16 protein-coding genes and 1 tRNA gene are annotated in these 20,823 nt (G+C 31.9%); 8 read left to right on the top strand and 9 right to left on the bottom strand.

The features are described 5' to 3' along the window. Positions 1–43: 43 nt before the first annotated feature. The 3 genes from gcvP to UCYN_RS02215 all read right to left on the bottom strand — a co-directional run bounded on the left by gcvP (position 44) and on the right by UCYN_RS02215 (position 6,863). Positions 44–2,998 (bottom strand): aminomethyl-transferring glycine dehydrogenase, encoded by a 2,955-nt coding sequence (gcvP, locus tag UCYN_RS02205; protein WP_012953870.1) that lies wholly within the window; start codon positions 2,996–2,998, stop codon positions 44–46. Between the two features lie 101 nt (positions 2,999–3,099). Continuing rightward, complete coding sequence (gene cobJ / locus UCYN_RS02210) at positions 3,100–4,977, bottom strand: precorrin-3B C(17)-methyltransferase (RefSeq protein ID WP_012953871.1); 1,878 nt, start codon at positions 4,975–4,977, stop codon at positions 3,100–3,102. A gap of 92 nt (positions 4,978–5,069) precedes the next feature. Beyond that, the gene (locus tag UCYN_RS02215; RefSeq protein ID WP_012953872.1) at positions 5,070–6,863 is read right to left on the bottom strand and encodes a hypothetical protein; all 1,794 of its coding nucleotides are present in this window, start codon (positions 6,861–6,863) and stop codon (positions 5,070–5,072) included. 739 nt (positions 6,864–7,602) lie between these two features. Between UCYN_RS02215 and UCYN_RS02220 the strand changes: the two genes are divergently transcribed. Beyond that, positions 7,603–9,540 carry a cation:proton antiporter gene (locus tag UCYN_RS02220; protein ID WP_012953873.1) on the top strand — a complete coding sequence of 646 codons (1,938 nt, stop codon included), beginning with the start codon at positions 7,603–7,605 and terminating at the stop codon, positions 9,538–9,540. Between the two features lie 87 nt (positions 9,541–9,627). Continuing rightward, complete coding sequence (locus UCYN_RS06290; protein ID WP_012953874.1) at positions 9,628–9,750, top strand: DUF8629 family protein; 123 nt, start codon at positions 9,628–9,630, stop codon at positions 9,748–9,750. 64 nt (positions 9,751–9,814) lie between these two features. Here UCYN_RS06290 and UCYN_RS02230 read toward each other — a convergent pair whose 3' ends face one another. Further along, positions 9,815–10,792: an ABC transporter permease gene (locus tag UCYN_RS02230; RefSeq protein ID WP_012953875.1), complete on the bottom strand. Its 978-nt coding sequence runs from the start codon at positions 10,790–10,792 to the stop codon at positions 9,815–9,817. A 50-nt stretch (positions 10,793–10,842) separates the two neighbouring features. Beyond that, a complete protein-coding gene (locus tag UCYN_RS02235; protein ID WP_012953876.1) occupies positions 10,843–11,361 on the bottom strand; it encodes an adenine phosphoribosyltransferase in 519 nt (172 codons plus the stop codon). Positions 11,362–11,963: 602 nt separating this feature from the next. On the opposite strand from UCYN_RS02235, the gene UCYN_RS02240 reads away from it, so the two are divergent. The 3 genes from UCYN_RS02240 (at position 11,964) to UCYN_RS02250 (ending at position 13,538) form a co-directional block, all read left to right on the top strand. Then, positions 11,964–12,536, top strand: coding sequence for a peroxiredoxin (locus UCYN_RS02240; RefSeq protein ID WP_012953877.1), 573 nt, complete (start codon positions 11,964–11,966; stop codon positions 12,534–12,536). Between the two features lie 102 nt (positions 12,537–12,638). After that, positions 12,639–12,711, top strand: a tRNA-His gene (locus tag UCYN_RS02245). A gap of 116 nt (positions 12,712–12,827) precedes the next feature. Next, positions 12,828–13,538 (top strand): 4'-phosphopantetheinyl transferase family protein, encoded by a 711-nt coding sequence (locus UCYN_RS02250; RefSeq protein WP_012953878.1) that lies wholly within the window; start codon positions 12,828–12,830, stop codon positions 13,536–13,538. Positions 13,539–13,570: 32 nt separating this feature from the next. Here the strand turns inward: UCYN_RS02250 and UCYN_RS02255 are convergent, their stop codons facing one another. Both UCYN_RS02255 and UCYN_RS02260 read right to left on the bottom strand, forming a co-directional pair. Beyond that, a complete protein-coding gene (locus tag UCYN_RS02255; RefSeq protein ID WP_012953879.1) occupies positions 13,571–14,092 on the bottom strand; it encodes a DUF2808 domain-containing protein in 522 nt (173 codons plus the stop codon). Between the two features lie 95 nt (positions 14,093–14,187). Continuing rightward, positions 14,188–16,335, bottom strand: coding sequence for a polyribonucleotide nucleotidyltransferase (locus UCYN_RS02260; RefSeq protein ID WP_012953880.1), 2,148 nt, complete (start codon positions 16,333–16,335; stop codon positions 14,188–14,190). 202 nt (positions 16,336–16,537) lie between these two features. Here UCYN_RS02260 and UCYN_RS02265 point away from each other — a divergent pair, with 202 nt between their 5' ends. Together UCYN_RS02265 and UCYN_RS02270 are read left to right on the top strand one after the other, a co-directional pair. Next, positions 16,538–17,836, top strand: a complete 1,299-nt coding sequence (locus UCYN_RS02265) for an NAD(P)/FAD-dependent oxidoreductase (RefSeq protein ID WP_012953881.1) — start codon at positions 16,538–16,540, stop codon at positions 17,834–17,836. A gap of 65 nt (positions 17,837–17,901) precedes the next feature. After that, entirely contained in the window at positions 17,902–18,528 is a 627-nt protein-coding gene (locus tag UCYN_RS02270; protein WP_012953882.1) for a DUF3177 family protein, read from the top strand. Positions 18,529–18,584: 56 nt separating this feature from the next. On the opposite strand, the gene UCYN_RS02275 is transcribed toward UCYN_RS02270, so the two are convergent. Next, positions 18,585–18,917 (bottom strand): hypothetical protein, encoded by a 333-nt coding sequence (locus UCYN_RS02275; protein ID WP_012953883.1) that lies wholly within the window; start codon positions 18,915–18,917, stop codon positions 18,585–18,587. A gap of 132 nt (positions 18,918–19,049) precedes the next feature. Continuing rightward, positions 19,050–19,583 carry a YdcF family protein gene (locus UCYN_RS02280; protein ID WP_012953884.1) on the bottom strand — a complete coding sequence of 178 codons (534 nt, stop codon included), beginning with the start codon at positions 19,581–19,583 and terminating at the stop codon, positions 19,050–19,052. A 106-nt stretch (positions 19,584–19,689) separates the two neighbouring features. Here UCYN_RS02280 and mnmA point away from each other — a divergent pair, with 106 nt between their 5' ends. Then, complete coding sequence (gene mnmA, locus UCYN_RS02285; RefSeq protein ID WP_012953885.1) at positions 19,690–20,748, top strand: tRNA 2-thiouridine(34) synthase MnmA; 1,059 nt, start codon at positions 19,690–19,692, stop codon at positions 20,746–20,748. Positions 20,749–20,823 lie beyond the last annotated feature (75 nt).

A 20,823-nucleotide genomic window follows, 5' to 3' on the forward strand; every position in this document is an offset into this window, starting at 1 on the left:
GGATAACTCCTGCTAGACCGATAACATAATATATTCCTTAGTCTTATTTGTATGTTTCTATCCCATCACATGAACATACAAAATTTCTATCTCCGAAAGCATTATCAATGCGTCCAACCGATGGCCAAAATTTGTTCTTTTTTGTCCAAGGGGAAGGGTAGACAGCTTTTTCTCTTGAATAAGGTCGATTCCATTCATCACAAGCTATTTCTATTGCAGTATGAGGACAGTTCTTTAAAGGATTATTTATACGATCAATTTCACCATTTATAATCATTTTCACTTCATCATAGATAGTTATCATAGCATCACAGAAACGATCTAACTCTGATAAGTTTTCACTTTCAGTTGGTTCTATCATCATTGTTCCTACTACAGGCCAGGAGATTGTAGGCGCATGAAAACCAAAATCCATTAATCTTTTTGCAATATCTTCGACTTCTATTCCTGCTTTTTTCTTAAGAGGGCGAAGATCAATAATACATTCATGAGCTACATATCCAGAATCACCTTTGAATAAAATAGGATAGTAATTAGTTAAACGGTAAGCGATATAGTTAGCATTAAGAATAGCTATCTTTGTAGCTTGAGTTAAACCTTTACTTCCCATCATTACAATATACATCCAAGAAATTACTAAAATATTAGCACTGCCCCATGGAGTAGAAGATATTGATCCTATAGAATCAAGATTTTTTTCTCTAGAACCAGAAGGATTCATATATTTCTCTATATTGGTATCAGGAAGAAAGCGCATAAGATGAGACTTGACCCCAATAGGCCCTGCCCCTGGACCTCCTCCTCCGTGAGGAATACAAAAAGTTTTATGTAAATTTAAATGACAAACATCAGCTCCAATATCAGCAGGACGCATCAATCCAACTTGAGCATTCATATTAGCCCCATCCATATAAACTTGTCCACCATAATAGTGAATAATATTGCAAATATCTATAATGTGCCTTTCAAATACGCCATGAGTAGAAGGATAAGTAACCATTAGTGCAGCTAAGTTATGTTCATACATTTTAGCTTTTTGCTCCAAATCTAAAATGTCTATATTCCCATTTTTATCACATTTTATTACCACAACTTTCATGCCACACATTATTGCACTAGCAGGATTTGTCCCATGAGCAGATTCAGGAATTAAACATATATTTTTCTGAGTATCTCCACATGCTTGATGGTAACGACGAATTACATGTAATCCTGCATATTCACCTTGAGAACCTGCATTAGGCTGTAAAGAAATTGCGGCAAAACCTGTTATTTCTCCTAACCATTGTTCTAATTGTTGAAATAAAGTACTGTACCCTAGGGCTTGATCTAGAGGAACAAAAGGATGAATTTTATTAAACTCAGACCAGGTTACAGGGACCATCTCCGTAGTGGCATTCAGCTTCATAGTACATGATCCTAAAGGAATCATAGAAGTATTTAAAGCTAAATCTTTCTTTTCCAACTGATGTAAATATCTAATCAATTCATTTTCAGAATGATAACTACTAAAAATTGGATCTATGAGATATTTAGTAGTACGTCTTAGATCAGAAGGCAAATGAAAATTTGCTTTATTTATTATTTCTTCAATAGAAAACGGTAGGTTATCTTGTTGAGCAAAAATTTGCCAAAGTTCAATTATGTCATCAATAGTTGTGGTTTCATTTAAGCTGATGCTAATTACCCCTTTTTGAAGTAATCGCAAATTTATCTTTTTTTCTAATGTTGTTTGGATGATTTTATCCTGTTTGTCTTTATCTAAACTCACAGTAACCGTATCAAAAAATGGATTATTATTTACAACATAATTTAACTTTTCTAGTCCGTCTCTTAATATTACAGCTAGTTCATGTATTCTTAAAGAGATATTTTTTATGCCTTCGGATCCATGGTAAATAGCATACATTCCTGCAATTATTGCTAATAAAACTTGCGCAGTACAAATATTACTTGTTGCCTTCTCTCGTTTTATGTGCTGCTCTCTAGTTTGCAATGCTAATCTAAGAGCAGGGTTTCCTCGTATATCTTTAGAAACTCCAACGATACGACCTGGAATTTGCCTTTTGTATATTTCTTTTGTTGCAAAATATGCAGCATGAGGTCCACCATATCCTAAAGGTATTCCAAAACGTTGTGTAGTACCTATCGCAATATCAGCTCCAAATTCTCCAGGAGGAGTAATTAAGGATAAACTTAACAAATCAGCGGCAACGGTAACTAAAGCATTCTTGGCATGAATACTTTCAACAAAAGAACGATAGTCATATATTGAACCATCTGTGGCAGGGTACTGTAGTAGCGCGCCAAATACGTTATCGTCAGAATTAAAAGACCTATGATCATCCACAACAATTTTAATATTTAAGGGATTAGCACGAGTTTTAAGAACTTGTATAGTTTGTGGATGACATAAAGAAGAAACAAAAAAAATGTGAGCATTTTTATTTTTGCACAAACCATAACTCATACTCATTGCTTCAGCTGCAGCTGTCCCTTCGTCCAGGAGAGAAGCATTCGCAATTTCAAGTCCAGTTAGCTCAATTATCATTGTTTGATAGTTGATAAGAGCTTCTAATCTACCCTGTGAAATTTCTGCTTGATAAGGGGTATAAGACGTATACCAACTAGGGTTTTCTAAAATATTGCGCTGAATTACTTGAGGAATAATACAATCATGATATCCCATCCCAATATAAGAACGAAATATCTTATTTTTTGAAGCAATAGACTTTAATTGATTTAATGCCTCATATTCACTTCTAGGTTCTGGCAAGTTCAGATTACTTTTAAACCTTATATCGTGAGGTATTATTGCATCAATTAATTGATCTATATTAGAAAATCCTAGTATATTTGTTATGGTATCTATTTCCTGATCGTCCAATCCTATGTGTCGGCTAAGAAAATTATCAGCTGATGAAAAAATATGATTAAATTCTAATTTTTTTTTATTACTATTCTGAATATGGTCAGTAGCTAAGTTTTGATTAAGCATATTTATAAATATACATTATGTTTTTATGTAGTCTTTTAAGACTATTGTTTGAATAATTTAAAAATTTATATTACATAGATGAAATAAAAGGTTGAATTACGTTATTTTTGTATTTTGCTATGATGATAGCCTCTTGGCGTGATTATTAAATCCTTGTAAAAAAAAGTGCTATCACTACCAATTAGCACAGTAGTTAACATATCTATATAGTATTCTAACATTTCATCCAATGTTGTAAGTATTATGGTTTCATTTTTACGGTATGCACAACGAACCAAAGCTACTGGTGTATGTGGATTACGGTATTTTAAAAAGATGGTTTGAGCTGCAATAATTTGATGAATTCTGGTTTTTGATTTTGGATTGTAAATAGCCGTAACAAAATCTCCTTGAGCTGCGGCTTCTAAACGTTTTTTAATCACATTCCATGGTGTTAATAGATCACTCAAACTAATTGCACAAAAATCATGCATTAGAGGTGTGCCAACTCTTGCAGCTGCAGCCTGTAGAGCCGTAATTCCTGGAAAAATTTTGATATCAATAATATTATCTTTCTTGTGAGTATTTTCAAGCTTTTCCAAGACCAGACCTCCCATAGCATATATACCGCAGTCTCCTGATGATATTACTACAACATTTAGTCCCCATTGAGCTAATTTTATTGCTTTTTCAGCACGTTGTTCCTCTTCAGTAATAGGTAAATCTTCAATAATTTGTCCAGGGTGCAATAAAGTTTTTATAAGTTCTAAATATAAAGAATAGCCAACAATAGCATCAGCTTCAGTAATCGCTTTTTTTGCCGCAGGAGTTATTTGTTCTAAACTTCCGGGTCCTATCCCTACTAAATATAATTTTCCTTGTCTTCCTGTATACTCGATATCACTTTGAGCTATGGCAATAGTAACTGCATGATTATTAAACTTTATAATTTCTTTAGAGACTAAAAGAACAGTCTTGTTGTCAAAAAAATAATTGGAACTATAAATGGCAGAGGCTTCTGCTACGCTAGCAGTTCCTAATTCTTGCTTTACAATTGCTGAGGGATTAGGAACATTAACTTTATTTAAAGTTTTGACGGGGTAGGTGAATAAAGGTAACTGTTTTAATTGACAGTATTTAACAATACCAACTTCATCCTTTTTTAAATCAACAGACGCTATTCCAGCTATTGATTCTAATGCTAAATTATATCGGTTGAAAACTTTGGATATAGCATCAGAAATAAGTTTATAAGATGCTCCTCTCGTACATCCCACCCCTACCCATAATACTCGGGGATGCCATTGTATAGTAGAAATATTAGATTTTTGGTCTAAATGATACTTTTTAGGACTAATAATAATAGATGCCGCTGATGCTGATGTATGGGCTTTAATAGTATTTGATGAGTAAAAATTGAAATTATCACTATTTAAAAAGTTTTTCTTCCAAAAAGATGAACCTCCTTCTTGTATTATTTGAACAGTCTTTTGGCAAGCGATCGCATAACTTATATCTTTCCATTTCCCTGGTCCTTTGCGCCATCCAAAAGGAAGCCCTAATATATCAATGCCTGGTAAATCTAAAGTATTTGACACACCAGTGATAACCGGTTCTGCATTTAAATAACTCGCTATTAATTGAGTTAATTTATTCGCTCTACCTTGATGCCCACCACATAAACTAATAACAAATCTACCTTTTGGATCTACAACAATAATAGAGGGATCATAAGCCTTATTTCTTAACAATGGAGTAATAAGACGGATTACGGCTCCAGCTGACAGACAAAATATCAAAGCACGATTTTTAGGAAAGATATCAGTTAAATGATCTTTAAGAGGATCTTTATAATGACAAGTTCTTTCGTCAATTAAGGATAATTGTTCTGGCATGTAAAGTATTCCTTTTAAATCTTCACATAGAGGATACAAAAGATTACAAGCCTGAGTTGTAGTTCCAATTAATGCAACAGGATAGATAATATTAGAAGAATACATATAACATATTAGTTTTTTATAATTTGAACTTAAAGCTTTTAATATAAATCAAATATGGGTTAAGTTTTAAAGTAAATAATAAAATCATACATTTACTTTAAAAAATTATTCCAAGTTAATATTTTAGCTTGAGCAGAACTATAAGCTGGACTTTCTTCAGGAATTTTGTTGGCTACTTCAATTGCCTCATTCCATAAAGAACGATTGGCAAGGTTTTCAGCTATGGACAATATTTGAAAACTCCAACGTTTTAAAGACTGTTTCGCTTGAGAGCTTACATCTGTTGAAAGTGGAATATTTTGTATAATGGAAATAGCAGATATTAAAGATTGAGAAGTTTGTGATTGGGCCATAAGGTAAGCCTTTTTTAAGTCTTCTTTAGCTTTGATTTCTGTTTGCCATTTTTTAATATTATTTTGTGCTTTTTTATAGAGCGGCCTTTCCGAAGTAATTTTTTTAGCAATAATAATAGCTGAACCATAATTTTTATTATTACCTAAGATAACTGCTTGATTCAAAATCAATTGATCTTTTTGCCGTTTAATATCGAGATACCATTTTTGAGCTTCTTCTTTTGCTTGAATTGACAGAGTACGGTTCATTCCTATTGACTGTATTTCAACAATTGCTCTTTTTAAGTCTAAAATATCACCTCCTGCAGCTAAATGTTTGGCTTTATCTAATATCGGCTTGTCTTCTTTAGTTTGTACTAGACTATTCCATTTATCAATTTCTTCTCTAGCTTCTTGATAATAAAAGTTATCAGAAGGAATAATTTTTGCCAGTTGGATTGCTTCTTTTAAGTCCTCAATATTTCCCCGAATAGCTAATTTTCTAGACTTTTCAAGATAAGCTATGTATTTTATATTTGATTTCCAGATATCAGATAAATTTTTTGATTTTTGATAAAAAGAGCTATTTAAATTAATTTTTTCAAGTTTCAGTATTGCATTTTTTACACTCTCTATCGTTCCTTTTTTTGTTTCCAATCCTGCATTAGTAATAATAAGCAAGTCTCTAGTCTTATTAATAAATATTTTATTATTTGAAGTTTTATCAATTACTTTTGATAATGTTGACCAATTGTCATTATCAATCAATTCATTTATATGATCATTTATTTTATATTCAGCATCTTGTATTAAATCTTGGGCTTTCTGATATGCATAACTATCAAAATTTATTTGCTGAGATTCATTTATCGTAGAAAGCCAATTGTCAACTCCTCCACGATTTAACAAAATAAACGCATTATCCAATTGACTACTTTCTTCTTTTGCGAATCTTATTTTTTTAACTGCATCATTATAACCAGTAGTGGCCCAATACTTATTAGGAAGATCATGAAGTTTCAATACTTCCTTGAAAGCTAAGTTCCAGCTAAAGTTGCGTAACTGACTTTCTATTCTTACCAATATTTCTTCACCTTCACTCCAAGAATTATTCCATTTTTCAATTCTTTGACTTACTATATTGTTCGTCTGAACATTATTAGGGATTCTTTCAGCTATGTTAATAGCTTCTTGTAATTGTCCTTGTTGAAATTTTTCTTCAGCGATATCTAAAATGGCTATTGTCCATTTTTTGACATTATGCTCAACTTCACTACGAAAAGAGTGTTTTTTTGGAAACGATTTACTTAATTTAATTGCTTTTAAAAAGCCTTTCAAAGTATTTTTTTTAGCTTCTGTTTGAGCACAATGAATTTTCGTCGATACTGAAGTAATGGGTAAAAAAACGTGAGTACATTTTGGTGTACGGAGAAAGTTTAATAAGATTAATGTACTTGTAAAACCTATAGTTCCAGGAACAACAATTAACAAGACTGCCCAAATTTTCCAAGAGATTTTACTGCTAATTTTAATAATTCGGTGAAGTACAGTCATATAACTGTTAATTTTTCTTTAACTAGTCGAATATTATCAAAAACTTTGAAATGAATTATTCAATCATAACTTACTTCAGTGATTATATAAGTTTATTTATTAGAAAATAACAATAATTTATATAGACAAAATATATGTATAAGAAAAATGAACAAAACCTTTAAAACAACTTATTATATATTTTTTACAAACATTTATGTATCAAATAAGAAGCATGGAAATTGCTTACTAAATTGATGAATAATTCAAATATTATTGAGTAGAAATCATCAATACAGTAGTTTAATTATTACCTAAAAATTTAAATTTATTATTATCATTTTATTTTTGATAGAAACAAATTATAAATAGATTAGTCAAAATAGAATATGACTTATTATTTAGAAGTTCAGCTTTAAATTATATTTAATCGTTTTTAAAATTACCTCTAAAATATAGAAAGAAAATTAAAACAGTAAATAGATTATTCGTTAAATTGTAGGTTTTTTAAACTTTAACTTCTATATTGATTATTAAAAATGATTTTTACCTCCACATTAAAGACGATACCTAAAACAAAGAGTCTTAATTGTATTAATATCTAAATGTTAAGATATAAGAATAAATTATCTTATTACAAAAATAATACTTTAAATAATTTTATATGTATCCTAAATATTTTTGTAATTGTATCTTTAACTAATTCTGGGTAATGTTTTAGCAACACACCCTTTAAAAGTTGTCTGCCATTAATAAGTCTATGGAACTCTCCTTTGAACTCACTTTGCAAATTGTGATAGCTGTTTTAGCAGGCATTAGTGCTCAAGTTATTGCTGAATTTTTCAGAGTTCCGAGCATCGTATTTTTGCTCTTGTTTGGCATGTTATTGGGTGCAGATGGCTTTAATTTCCTTCATCCTCATGGATTAGGCGTTGGATTAGAAGTTTTAGTTGCTTTATCAGTAGCAATTATTCTTTTCGAAGGAGGGCTAAATTTAGAATTACGTGATCTAGGAAGAGTCTCAGGTAGCCTTCGTAATCTAGTTACCTTTGGTACTTTAATCACTCTAGTTGGTGGTGGCATTTCTGCTCATTGGTTCGCAGAGTTCCCCTGGTCTATTGCATTTCTTTATGCTTCTTTAGTTGTGGTTACTGGTCCAACAGTCATAAGTCCTTTACTTAAGCAAGTAGAAGTAGAGCGTAAAGTAGCTACATTATTAGAAAGTGAAGGGGTTCTTATCGATCCTGTAGGAGCAATTTTAGCAGTAGTAGTTTTTGATACTATCCTTAATAGCAATGCTAGTCCTTTAGAAATTATAAGTGGTTTATTATTAAGATTTGGAATTGGCGCAATTATTGGTGGCATTAGCGGAGCTACTCTAGGCTTTATTCTTAAAAATACTAGTTTTTTATCAGAAGATCTTCGAAACTTAGTTGTACTTGCAGGTGTATGGGGATTATTCGGTCTAGCCCAACTGAGCCGAAGTGAGTCAGGTCTTATGGCAACAGTAGTGGCAGGAGTTGTTCTTAGAGCTTCTTCTATTCCCGATGAAAGACTTTTAAGAAGATTTAAAGGACAATTAACAGTTTTATGTGTTTCTGTATTATTTATTCTTCTAGCTGCAGATTTATCTATTGACAGTATTTTTGCTTTAGGTTGGGGAAGTGTTTTCACAGTCCTTAGCTTGATGTGGATAGTAAGGCCTATTAGCGTAATTCTTTGCACCATTAATAGCGATCTAAGCTGGAGACAAAAATTTTTTCTTGGATGGATAGCTCCAAGAGGAATTGTTTCAGCTTCAATTGCATCTTTATTCGCAATTTTATTAACCCAACAAGGTATTAATGGTGGAGATTCAATTAAAGCTCTGGTATTTTTAACTATTATGATGACAGTCTTTATCCAGGGCTTATCTGCTCGCTGGGTAGCAAAAGGGTTAAAAATTACTGCGGTTGAAGCTAAAGGAGCTGTTATTGTTGGTTGTAATTCTTTAGGAAGACTAATGGGAAGACTCTTTACACAAAGAGGAGAATCAGTTGTTTTAATTGATACTGATCCAGAAGCATGTAATCAGGCTCAATCTGAAGGTTTATCAGTATTTCAAAGTAGCGCTTTAGATCCTAATGTTTTAGAAGAGGCTGGAATTGGTTCAATGGGGACTTTTATGGCTTTAACCAGTAATGGTCAAGTAAATTTAGTCTTAGCTCAACGTGCTGTTGAAGAATTCAAACCCCCTAGAGTATTTGCTATCTTTCCTAGTAACTCTGATAGAGATCAAGCTTCACATAAAACAAAAATAATCCGAGCTTTTATAGATCAACAATTAATTAAAATTTGGAATCAATATCTTATTGAAGGACAATTTAAGTTAGGAATTACTCATTTTCAAGAGTCAGGGTTGCTCCCAAAGCAAGCTCATTTTCTCACTTTAATTAAAGAAGGTGAGATTTTACCCCTCTTAATTAAGAGAAAAGGTAACTTGCAAATAGTTCAGGCTTCTCAAAACTGGCAAATTGGAGATGAAATTATTTATCTTTTGCATGATCCTCGTCCAAAATTATTAAAACATCTTTCAGAGAAAGTGAAAGTATCTAAAGAATTAATAATGGAATTTCTACCAGAAGTTGAAGAAGTCCCTTCCCCTGATTTGACAAGCCAAGTATTGCCAGATTCATCTACAGAAGTAATTGAGAATTAGTATTAATAATAATATTGAGCTATCTATATTAACTTGGACAAGATGCTGTAAGATTACTATTAAAATACTAAAGTTAATAATATAATTATGGATATTAAATTAATTCTAATTATTCTTACCACTCTTTTTACTGTATCGTGTCTGTTTTTTGGAACTAAAAATGGTTTTTATGATTCTGATGACTACAAAGGTAATGGAACAGCTCATTGATTAATTTTACTTAAGTAAAATTAATAGTGCTATTGGTCAGTACGCTCTATGTACTGACCAATTTTTATGTCTTTTCTAGTTTAATTCGAGGATCAACCATAACAAGTAGTAAATCTGCTAATAGATTACCAATAATTAACATTACTGCACTCATAGTAAGGCTACCCATGACTAGGTATAAATCTTGCGCAGTAACTGCCTGCAAAATCAAACGTCCCAGTCCCGGCCAGTTAAAGAAAAATTCGGCTATGAACGCTCCTCCCAATAAATTTGCAAATTCGAATCCTAACAAAGTAACCAAAGGATTAATTGCATTACGTAGTGCATGATTGTATATTACTTTTTCTTCAGAAAGACCTTTTGCCCTAGCAGTAACTATATAACTTTTTTGCATAACATCTAGCATCTGCCCTCTCGTCAATCTCATCAATCCAGCAAAACCAATAATACTTAAAGTAATTGTAGGTAGTATCATATGCCACCCTACATCTAATGTTTTACCAATAAATGATAAGTCATCATGATTTAAACTAGTCATGTTCCCAACTGGTAAAAGAGGAGATGTATATTGAGCAATGATTAAAATAATTAAGGCTGCAATAAATCTGGGAAAGCCTTGTCCAAAATAGCTAATTATCCTTAATAACTTATCTATCCAGGTGTTTTGTTTTACTGCACTTAAAATTCCCAGAGGTATAGCAATTAACCATGTTAAAGTTATGGAAAAAATAGAGAGGAGTAATGTTGCCGGTATCCTTTCTGCCAACAAAGATGATACGGAACGGTTATAAACAAAGCTTTCTCCAAAATCTAGATGAGTTGTAACCTGTGTTAGCCATTTCCAATACTGTATATAAAATGGTTTATCAAGACCGAAACGAATATTTAATTCTTGAATTATTTCTCGTGATATTTTAGGGTTTTGTCTTAAGGTATCTAGATAATCTCCTGGAGCAATTTGAATGATAATAAAGCTTAGTATTGAAGTTAATAATATAGTTAAAAGACCCTGGAAAAGCCTCTTTGAGATATAAAACACCATTTTAATATAAATTAGAGGATTACATTAAGTGAGATTAAAATAACTAGATATTAGTATTTAACTAAACTAATAATAGGAACATTAGGTAACTTTTCCCTTCCTTTTAGAGCTTCTAGCTCAATAATAAAAGCAAAACCTAAAACATTACAACCAATTTTTTTTAGCAACTCTACTGTTGCTTCTGCTGTACCACCTGTGGCTAATAAGTCATCTACGATCACAACATTATGAAAACTTTGCAAAGCATCCTGATGAATTTCTAGAGTATCTACACCATACTCTAAATCGTATTGAACTTTATAAACTGGCCTAGGAAGCTTCCCAGGTTTTCTAACAGGTATGAAGCCTGAATTTAGTTGATAAGCTAGCGGAGCTCCAAAAATAAATCCTCGTGATTCCATTCCAATTACATAATCAGGCGATAAACTAGATTTTCGACACTCATCAGTTAGCAAATTTATCGTATATTGAAATCCTTTTGAATCATTTAATAAAGTTGTAATATCACGAAATACTATACCAGGCTTGGGAAAATCAGGAATGTCACGAATTAACTCTTTGAGGTCCATCAATTCTCTCTTAATAATTATTTTGGTTAATAATTATATACTAATCTTTATCTGCTATTTATGATTATAGTTACTTATTTATAATTGTTAAACTTTTATCTTGCGTAAAAAATATTTACAAATTTGATTTACAACTTGATAAATAGAAACTAGCCAAGAAGTACCAATCTAATACAACCAGTAAGATATTAGAAGTTAAATATTTTTGTATATTTATATACCTAGTTATTTTTATCAGCATGATAGGTACCTAGAATATTTAAATTTATATCAAAGTGCTGTCAAAAGTCAGATAATTTTTAAAAATTATTTGATACTTAAAGATAGAAAAAAAAATTTAAATTTCAGCTAAAAATGACTTTTTTAAATATATTTTCTAATTTATAACTTTTTTTAATGCTTTAAAAGTATTTTGCATCATTTTACTCTTTAAAGATAGCAATATCTTCAAATTTCAATCTATAAAATGTTATATTTTTAAAATTATATAAATTTTTTTACTAAATTAAGCTATTTTGACTATTGACTTTTTCTTCGATTAAGAATTACTTTAGTTTGTAGCAGCAAAGGCTGATTCAAATTTGATTGTCGAGAGGTAAAGTATGGGCGTTATTGAAACTGTACCCAGTGTTGTATTTAAAACCCGTGTTCGTGATGAATCTGTTCCTGGACCAAATCCTTATCGTTGGCAAGATCTAACTACTGAAGAGATTTTTAAAGGTAAGAAAGTTGTTGTTTTCTCTTTGCCTGGTGCATTTACTCCAACTTGTTCGTCTAATCATCTACCTCGCTACGAAGAATTATACAATGAGTTTAAAGCATCAGGAGTAGACACTATTATTTGTTTATCAGTTAATGATGCTTTTGTTATGTTTCAGTGGGGTAAGCAGCAAGAAGCGAAAAACGTTTTTCTACTGCCTGATGGAAGTGGTGAATTTACTCGCAAGATGGGCATGTTAGTTGATAAATCTAACCTTGGCTTTGGGATGCGCTCTTGGCGTTATTCTATGCTAGTTGACAACTGTAAAGTCGAAAAGATTTTTGTTGAATCTGGTTTTAGTGATAATTGTCCTAGTGATCCTTTTGAGGTATCTGATGCTGATACTATGCTAGCTTATCTCAAAGGAGATAAACCTTCAGGTGTCTCTAAACCAGTAAAAGCCTTTATTGGCTAGTCTCAAAAAAATATTCTACTTATTAAGGAATCAATTTTTATATTGATTCCTTAATAGTTTCTGTCTACGCCCTCAAAATATGTTATATTAAACAAGTGCGTGGCGAGCGTAGCCAAGTGGTTAAGGCAGTGGGTTGTGGTCCCGCCATTCGTGGGTTCGAGTCCCATCGTTCGCCCTTATAGCTTTTAACTTGTACTTATATACAAAAAACCTTTCTTATTTTAGTAATAGTTTGAATCTTATTTAACAGTTCAATACGTTTTGCCAAATAATTTTTTACTATATTAAATAATGTGGAAATATCCTACTGATAAGCTTGTTATCAATTCTAAAAAAATTCATGTATGGAAGATTGATTTATCAGCATCTTACTTACTTGTTAGATTTTACTTAACCATACTTAATAAAGAAGAAAAAAAAATTTCTCAAATCCGATTTATAAAAGATAAAAGACGTTTTATTATATCTCGAGGAATATTAAAACTTATTTTAAGTAAATATTTATTGATCGACCCAAAGCAAATAAATTTTGAATATACTGCTCACGGCAAACCTAAGCTTGCTGATTCAATTAATTCTATGGAGATAGAATTTAATATTTCTCATTCCGAGGAATTAATTGTCTACGCGATTACATGCCAAGATCCTATCGGAGTTGATATTGAGTATATTCAACCTTTATTAAATGTAGAAAAAATTGCTAAGCGTTTTTTCTCCACTCAGGAATTTAAGAAACTAAAATACTTAAATAATTCTGAAAAAAATCTTGAATTTTTAAAACTTTGGACAGGGAAAGAAGCATATTTAAAAGCTACAGGAGAAGGAATTAGTCAAGGACTGGACAAAGTACAAATAACAACCAATCACACTACAAAAATTATTGGTGCTCCTTATTTCAATTATCTTCCATGGAAGATAATTTCGTTTGTTACCCAGTCAAATTATTTAATAAGTATAGCTACATTAGATAAAGAACGGAAAATATATTATTGGAAAGTTTAAAAAAGTTAAATAAGATAAATCTTTCATTTTATTTATGGGAAACTATTACCATGATGATGGAAATTTAATGTTCCTGCTCCTATATATAATCCTTGGGAATGTTTTCCTTCTGGATAAACTGTTATGCCAAATTGGTAATTTCCACCTACTGTAGGATTATTTGTAGGCTTCATTATAATAGTAAAAGTTTGTCCAGGACGGATCGAAGGTTCAAAGACTATAGAAATTTTATTATTATCTAAGTTTTTTTTCACTTTGCTAATAAACAAATTACTTTCAGGACTAATTGTTTTTCCTATAAAAGCAACAGTTTGATTCAAATCAAACTGTATTTTATCTACTCCTTTAATTTGTTGTAACACTAACTTCTGAAGAGGTGCTCCAGCATCCAAAGGTGTTGCTACAGTGAAATAATATGCTGCATTATCTGCTTTAACTTGGCTTAAGCTAGTTATTGATTCAATTAATCTAGGAGATTTATTGAATAAGGTAATATGATCACCAACATTGAGTGAAATTAAGGAAGAACCAATCAAGAAGATGCTTCCTGTCATTTGAAATATATTTTTTAAAATAAAAGTATTCACAATTAATTGATAAATATTAATAAAATAAAAACCTAGGTTATCCTAGGTTTTTATTGTAATAGTTAAACTATTTTTCTAACAGCAGAAGCTTCGTCTGGATGAATACCTAAACGTGTCAGATTTAATCGTCCTTTGTTATCGATTTCACGTACTTTAACTACAACTTCATCTCCAACAGCAACTTCATCTTCTACTTTACCTACTCTTCTTTCGGCTAATTGAGAAATATGAATCATACCTTCCTTGCCTGGCAAGACTTCTACAAAAGCTCCTATAGGGATAAGGCGAGTAACGCGACCCAAGTAAACTTCTCCTTCGTTTAGTTTGCGTGTCATATTAAAGATAATACTTTTTGCTTTCTCTGCCTTTTTCGCTTGAATAGCAGCAATAGTAACCATACCATCATCAGAAATATCGATTTTTGAACCGGTTTGTTCTGTAATACCTTTAATAGTTTTACCACCTGGACCAATAATTAACCCTATCATTTCAGGATCAATTTTCATGGTTAATAGTCGAGGAGCAAATGTTGATAATTCTGAACGTGGCTTATCAATAGTTGACAACATTTTTTCAAGAATATGTAGACGGGCAGGTAAAGCCTGTTCAATAGCTTTTGCTATAACATCCATTGATAACCCAGTAATTTTCATATCCATTTGTAAAGCTGTAATACCACTATCAGTTCCAGCTACTTTGAAGTCCATATCTCCTAAGAAATCTTCGATTCCTTGTATATCCGTAAGAATACGTACTTCTTCTCCCTCTTTGATAAGTCCCATAGCTGCTCCACTAACTGGTTTGGCAATAGGTACTCCAGCATCCATTAAAGCTAAAGTTGATCCACAAACAGATCCCATTGATGTAGAGCCATTAGAGGATAAAACCTCTGATACAACTCTAACTACATAAGGGAATTCTTCTTGTTGGGGCAATACAGGCAGAAGAGCACGTTCTGCCAAAGCTCCATGTCCAATTTCTCTTCTTCCTGGAGATCTCATTGGTTTAGTCTCTGCAACAGAATAAGGAGGAAAATTATAGTGATGTAAATAGCGCTTTTCATCTTCAGGATGTAAATCATCACCTAAATCTTGTGCATCGCCTGGAGTACCAAGGGTTGCCAAAGATAATACTTGAGTTAAACCTCTATTAAATAATCCACAACCATGTACCCTTGGAGGTAGAATACCTACATCACAAGTAATAGGACGAACTTCATCAAGTTTTCTACCATCCACGCGAATCTCGTTATCAACAATTTGCGATCGCATTAACTTTTTGGTTAAACCTTTATAAAGATTATTTACAGCTTTAGGATCTTCCTTAGCAGCAATTTTTATTGAATCCTCTTCTGAAAGATTAGTTATTATTTCATTAATAGTTGTTTCTTTGATTTCATCAAGAGCTATATCTCTTTCAGCCTTACCAAGATTATATTGAACTAAAACTTTTTTGATAGATTCAGACGACTGATCGCTAATGAATTTTTCTAGAACTTCATTTTTTACTGGGGGATCAGCTTTTACTAATGATATTCCCAGTTCTTCCATAATTTCTTGTTGTGCCCCAATTAGATCTCTTACCGCCTCATAGCCAAAATCAATAGCTTCAATAACATCTTGTTCTGGAAGCTGATTAGCTCCAGCTTCGATCATGACAACACCGTCAGGACTTCCTGCAACTACTAGATCAAGATCTCCATCTTCTACTTCTCGGTAAGTAGGATTAATAATAAAATCATCTCCTACTAAACCTACCCTGACAGCTGCCATGGGCCCAAAGAAAGGAATCTGAGCCTGAATTACAGCTATCGAAGCACCTGTCACAGCCAGAACATCAGGGGGCACTTCCTCATCCATAGATAAAGTAGTAGCAATAATCTGAATATCATTTCGAAACCAATTAGGAAATAAAGGACGTAAAGGTCGATCAATTAGTCTACTAATAAGAGTTACCCTTTCTGGAGGACGTCCTTCTCTTCGTAAAAATCCTCCTGGAATTCGTCCTGCAGCATAAAGTCTTTCTTCATAATCTACAGTTAAAGGCAAAAAATCAATACCTTCTCTTCCTTTTGATGTTGTTGCTGTTACTAGAACTGCCGTATCTCCGGACTGAATTAGAATTGCTCCACCTGCTTGAGGAGCCAATAATCCTAGCTTTAGTCGAATATCTCGTCCGTCAAAAGATATTGATTTATCAAATTCTTGCATTCAACGTCTCTTCCCTTTTTTTATTATGTTTCTCTTTCTGTCGCAATCCTAACATTTTAAAGGAACTTGACGCGATGGACTACCCCATGTAAATGTAGTTATTTAAATTTGTTTATATTTTTCTCTATATATTTCATCTTTCAATATATTCAGTAAAGCAAATTTCAAGCTTTAGATTGTTTTTTAGGAGTTTAAAATAACTATGAATTGTAATGTTGACAAAAAAGAAGCAAAAGTTGTTATTGTTGGTGGTGGATTTGGAGGATTATATACAGCAAAAGCCCTGAAACAATCTTCTGTACAAGTTACTTTAATTGATAAGCGTAATTTTCATCTTTTTCAGCCATTACTGTATCAAGTCGCCACAGGTGGTCTTTCTCCATCTGACATAGCATCACCTTTAAGATTAATTTTACGTCAACATAAAAATGTACAAGTACTACTAAATTCTGTTGTTGATCTAAAACCCAAAGATAAACAAATTATTCTTGATGATGATAAATCTATTTCTTATGACATTCTTATCTTAGCAACTGGATCAACTCATCACTATTTTGGCAACGATCAGTGGGAAAATCATGCCCCAGGTCTTAGTACTGTCGAAGATGCTCTAGAAATACGTAATCGTGTTTTTGGGGCTTTTGAAGCAGCTGAGAAGGAAAACGACCCAATAAAAAGACAAGCTTGGTTAACATTTGTAATAGTAGGTGGCGGACCTACTGGAGTAGAGCTAGCTGGGGCAGTAGCCGAAATTGTTAATAGTTCTATGAAAGGTAATTTTAATAATTTCACGCCTAAAGATGCCAAGATTATATTGATTGAAGGGTTAGAAAGAGTACTTCCCCCCTATCCTACAGAGCTTTCATCTAAAGCAGAGCAAGAGTTGTGCAATCTCGGCGTAACAATACATACTCAATCAATGGTAACAAGTATAAGTGAAAATAATATTGTGTTACGCAAAGGAGAGAAATACGAACAAATTACTTCTCATACGATTTTATGGGCTGCAGGAGTCAAAGCATCGTCAATTGGCAAAAAATTAGCTGAAAAAACTGGCGCACAAATAGATAGGGCTGGTCGAGTTATTGTTGAACCAGATCTCAGTATTATAGGCTTCCCAGATATTTTTGTGATAGGAGATTTATCAAGCTTTTCTCATCAAAATAATAAACCTTTACCTGGAATAGCTCCTGTGGCGATGCAACAAGCTAAGTATGTCGCTAAATTAATACAAAAACAATTAAAAGGTGAATCACTACCATCTTTTGTTTATAAAGATTATGGTAGTATGGCAGTTATAGGAAAAAACAAAGCTGTGGCAGACTTCAAATTTATCAAACTTTCTGGATTTTTAGCTTGGTTTATTTGGATTTGGGTCCATATCTATTATCTTATCGAATTTGATAATAAACTAGTTGTCTTAATTCAATGGATATGGAATTATTTTACACAAGGTCGTGGATCTTCTGTAATTATAGAAAATAATAAAAAAGATAAATAATAAAAAATTTACTAAAGTATTTTTTAGAAATGTATTGAAAGATTATTAATAAATTTATTAAAATTATGGAAAATCTTTGGTTTCAGCCTCTTATATGGATAGATTATCGATTAGCAATAATCTATGCCATTACCATACCCGCAATATTAACAATTTTAGCTTTTCTCCAAAGGATTGATTCAATCGGGCGTTTACTAGTTATTTATTGGCGAGTTTCTAGTTTATTGTTAATTACCATTTATTTATTAATACCTGGTTGGAATGGAGGAAATGGTTCTTTTGAAATATTATGTACACATTTGGGTTTTATTACTGCTATTTTAGCTCGTATTTTAATTCCAATTTCTCTATGGTTTTGGATAGATTTAAACGATGAAATTAAAGATTTATCATGGAGTTTTCTCAAGTTAGTACTTGTTTCATGGAGGTGGTCTGTAACTGCCTATAGTGCTATAGGCATTATATTGCGTATTCCTTTTTTCTCTTGCTTAATTTATGCAAAAGCTTTAGGGACTTCTTCGTGTCAAGCTTGGATTGCTGCTCCCGTTAAGTATTGGTTGATTTTTCATAACAACGCAACGCCTGTTTTCTTAGGCTTTATAGGACTTGTAGGATTATCAATATATGCTGCATATTTTATATATTTTGTATTAGTTAGATTAAGCAAACAAGGTAGATTAGCTTTAGAATAATTAGTTAATTTTAAGGTGTAAAATATTTTTAATAAATTTATTATAGTTTTTTCTATTTATCGCTTCGGATTAGAAGCTTCAACAAGAAAATGACTACCGTTTTTTTGATAAACTAAAACTTGCTCATTTTTGATTAAAGAATTACCTGAATAATAAAATCTTAATTCACTTTTATCAGGTAATTCAATAAATAAGATACTCCCTTTTTCATTAGAGACAACTTTAGTTATTCTACCTACTTGATAAGAAGATTTATTGAGATTGACTTTATCTGCTATTGGGTTTTTCTTATGCTGTGTGTAAAGCTCTTCTGTCTTTTGAGCAACAACTATTACAGTAATAAAAAATTGGGAAGTAATTGATATTATCCAAACCAGTAACCAATTCATTAAAGTATCCTCAGTATTGTATTAATTATCATTAGACTCATTGATGAGATATGGTTGTTATTGACTGAATTTAACTATGGCAGTATGCATGGCTATCTAAATTTTTCTTGTTACTTTCAGAAAGTTAACTTATTATTGAATCATCCATAGCAGGGATCTACCTCCATCTCTAATAAGTTTTTCAAAAGGCTCTGAAGGTGCGTTAGAGGGAACAGGAAATGGTTTTAATATTATTCCTTGGGTTCCAAATATAATTTCTCCTATAATTTTGGCACGGCTGATATGATTATTTGATGTTACAAGATAAATACTCTTTATTTTTTGGATTTTTAATTTTTTAATTAAACTCACAAAATTAGTAACTGTATCTTTTGCTCTATAGTCTAAATAAATTCTATTATTGTTAACTCCTGCGTTTGTAAAAATTTTAGTTAAATATTTTTGTGGACCACCTGAAGATATTAAGAGAGGTGAATTAGTATATTTGAGGGCTAGCTTTGCCGCAAAACGCTGTCTTTCCTCATGTCCACCTAATATAAATATAACCTTCGGTTGAATGAAATAATTTTGTAATTGCCTATCAGCAAACAATAAACTTACAGTTAGTAAAATTGTAAAAATAAAAATTTTTATGTTGAATTTAAGAAAAAGATTATTAGAAGACATAGATTATTTATTTTTATTCAACTTTATTAAAGTATTACTATTATTTTATTTAAGATGTTAATTTAGAATAAATAATTAATTTCTTATTTATAAAAAATATTTAATGATGAGTAAAATTGTTGTAGGTTTATCGGGCGGAGTGGATAGTTCAGTAGCTGCTGCGAGTCTGTGTGATCAAGGTTATGAAGTTTCTGGTTTAACTTTATGGTTAATGAAAGGAAAAGGTCAATGTTGTTCAGAAGGAATGGTCGATGCAGCACATATTTGTGAACAATTAAATATCCCTCATTATATCGTAGATGCTAAGGAACTATTTAAAAAAAATATTATAGATTATTTAGTGTCAGGATATAAATCTGGAATAACTCCTTTGCCTTGTTCCCAATGTAACCGCTCTGTAAAATTTAAACCAATGTTAGATTATGCTCAGCAAGAGTTGGACTGCGATCTAATAGCTACCGGGCATTATGCTCGTATACGTTATGATAAGGAAACTGACAAATATAAATTACTGAGAGCAATTGATCCTAATAAAGATCAATCCTATTTTCTGTATGATCTTCCTCAAGATATTTTAGCTAAAACAATATTTCCATTAGGAGAACAAACTAAAGAAGATACCCGTCGTATGGCTACCGAATTTAAACTTAGAACTGCAAACAAGCCAGAAAGTCAGGATCTCTGTCTTATCGAGTCTTATGGTTCCATGGCATCCTTTTTAGAAAAATATATTAAACCTCAAACAGGAGACATAGTTAACTCAAAAGGTGAAGTTCTAGGTACACATAAAGGCATCCATAACTATACTATTGGACAAAGAAAAGGGTTAGGGATATCATCCTCAGAACCTTTATATGTCTTAAAACTAAATTTATATAATAATCAAGTAGTTGTGGGTAATCGTACTGAAGGATTTCATTCTAGTTGTATTATTAAAGACGTAAATTGGATATCTATATCTAAGCCAGATATCTCTATGAATGTGAAAGTTCAAGTTAGATATCGTTCTCTTGCAGTTTCTGCGACCATAATACCTGTAGAGAATAATCGTTATAAACTAATTTTTGAACAATCACAATTCGGAATCACAGCTGGACAAGCGGCTGTTTTGTATGACGATGATATTGTTCTAGCTGGAGGTATTATTGAGGAAATTGGAGATTAAAATAATTCTGATTCTGTAATGCTAAAATATTTCTAAAAATATAAGCGATTATATTATGAATGCTTTAACAATTAT

This window comes from Candidatus Atelocyanobacterium thalassa isolate ALOHA (assembly GCF_000025125.1).
GTDB classification, from domain to species: domain Bacteria; phylum Cyanobacteriota; class Cyanobacteriia; order Cyanobacteriales; family Microcystaceae; genus Atelocyanobacterium; species Atelocyanobacterium thalassae.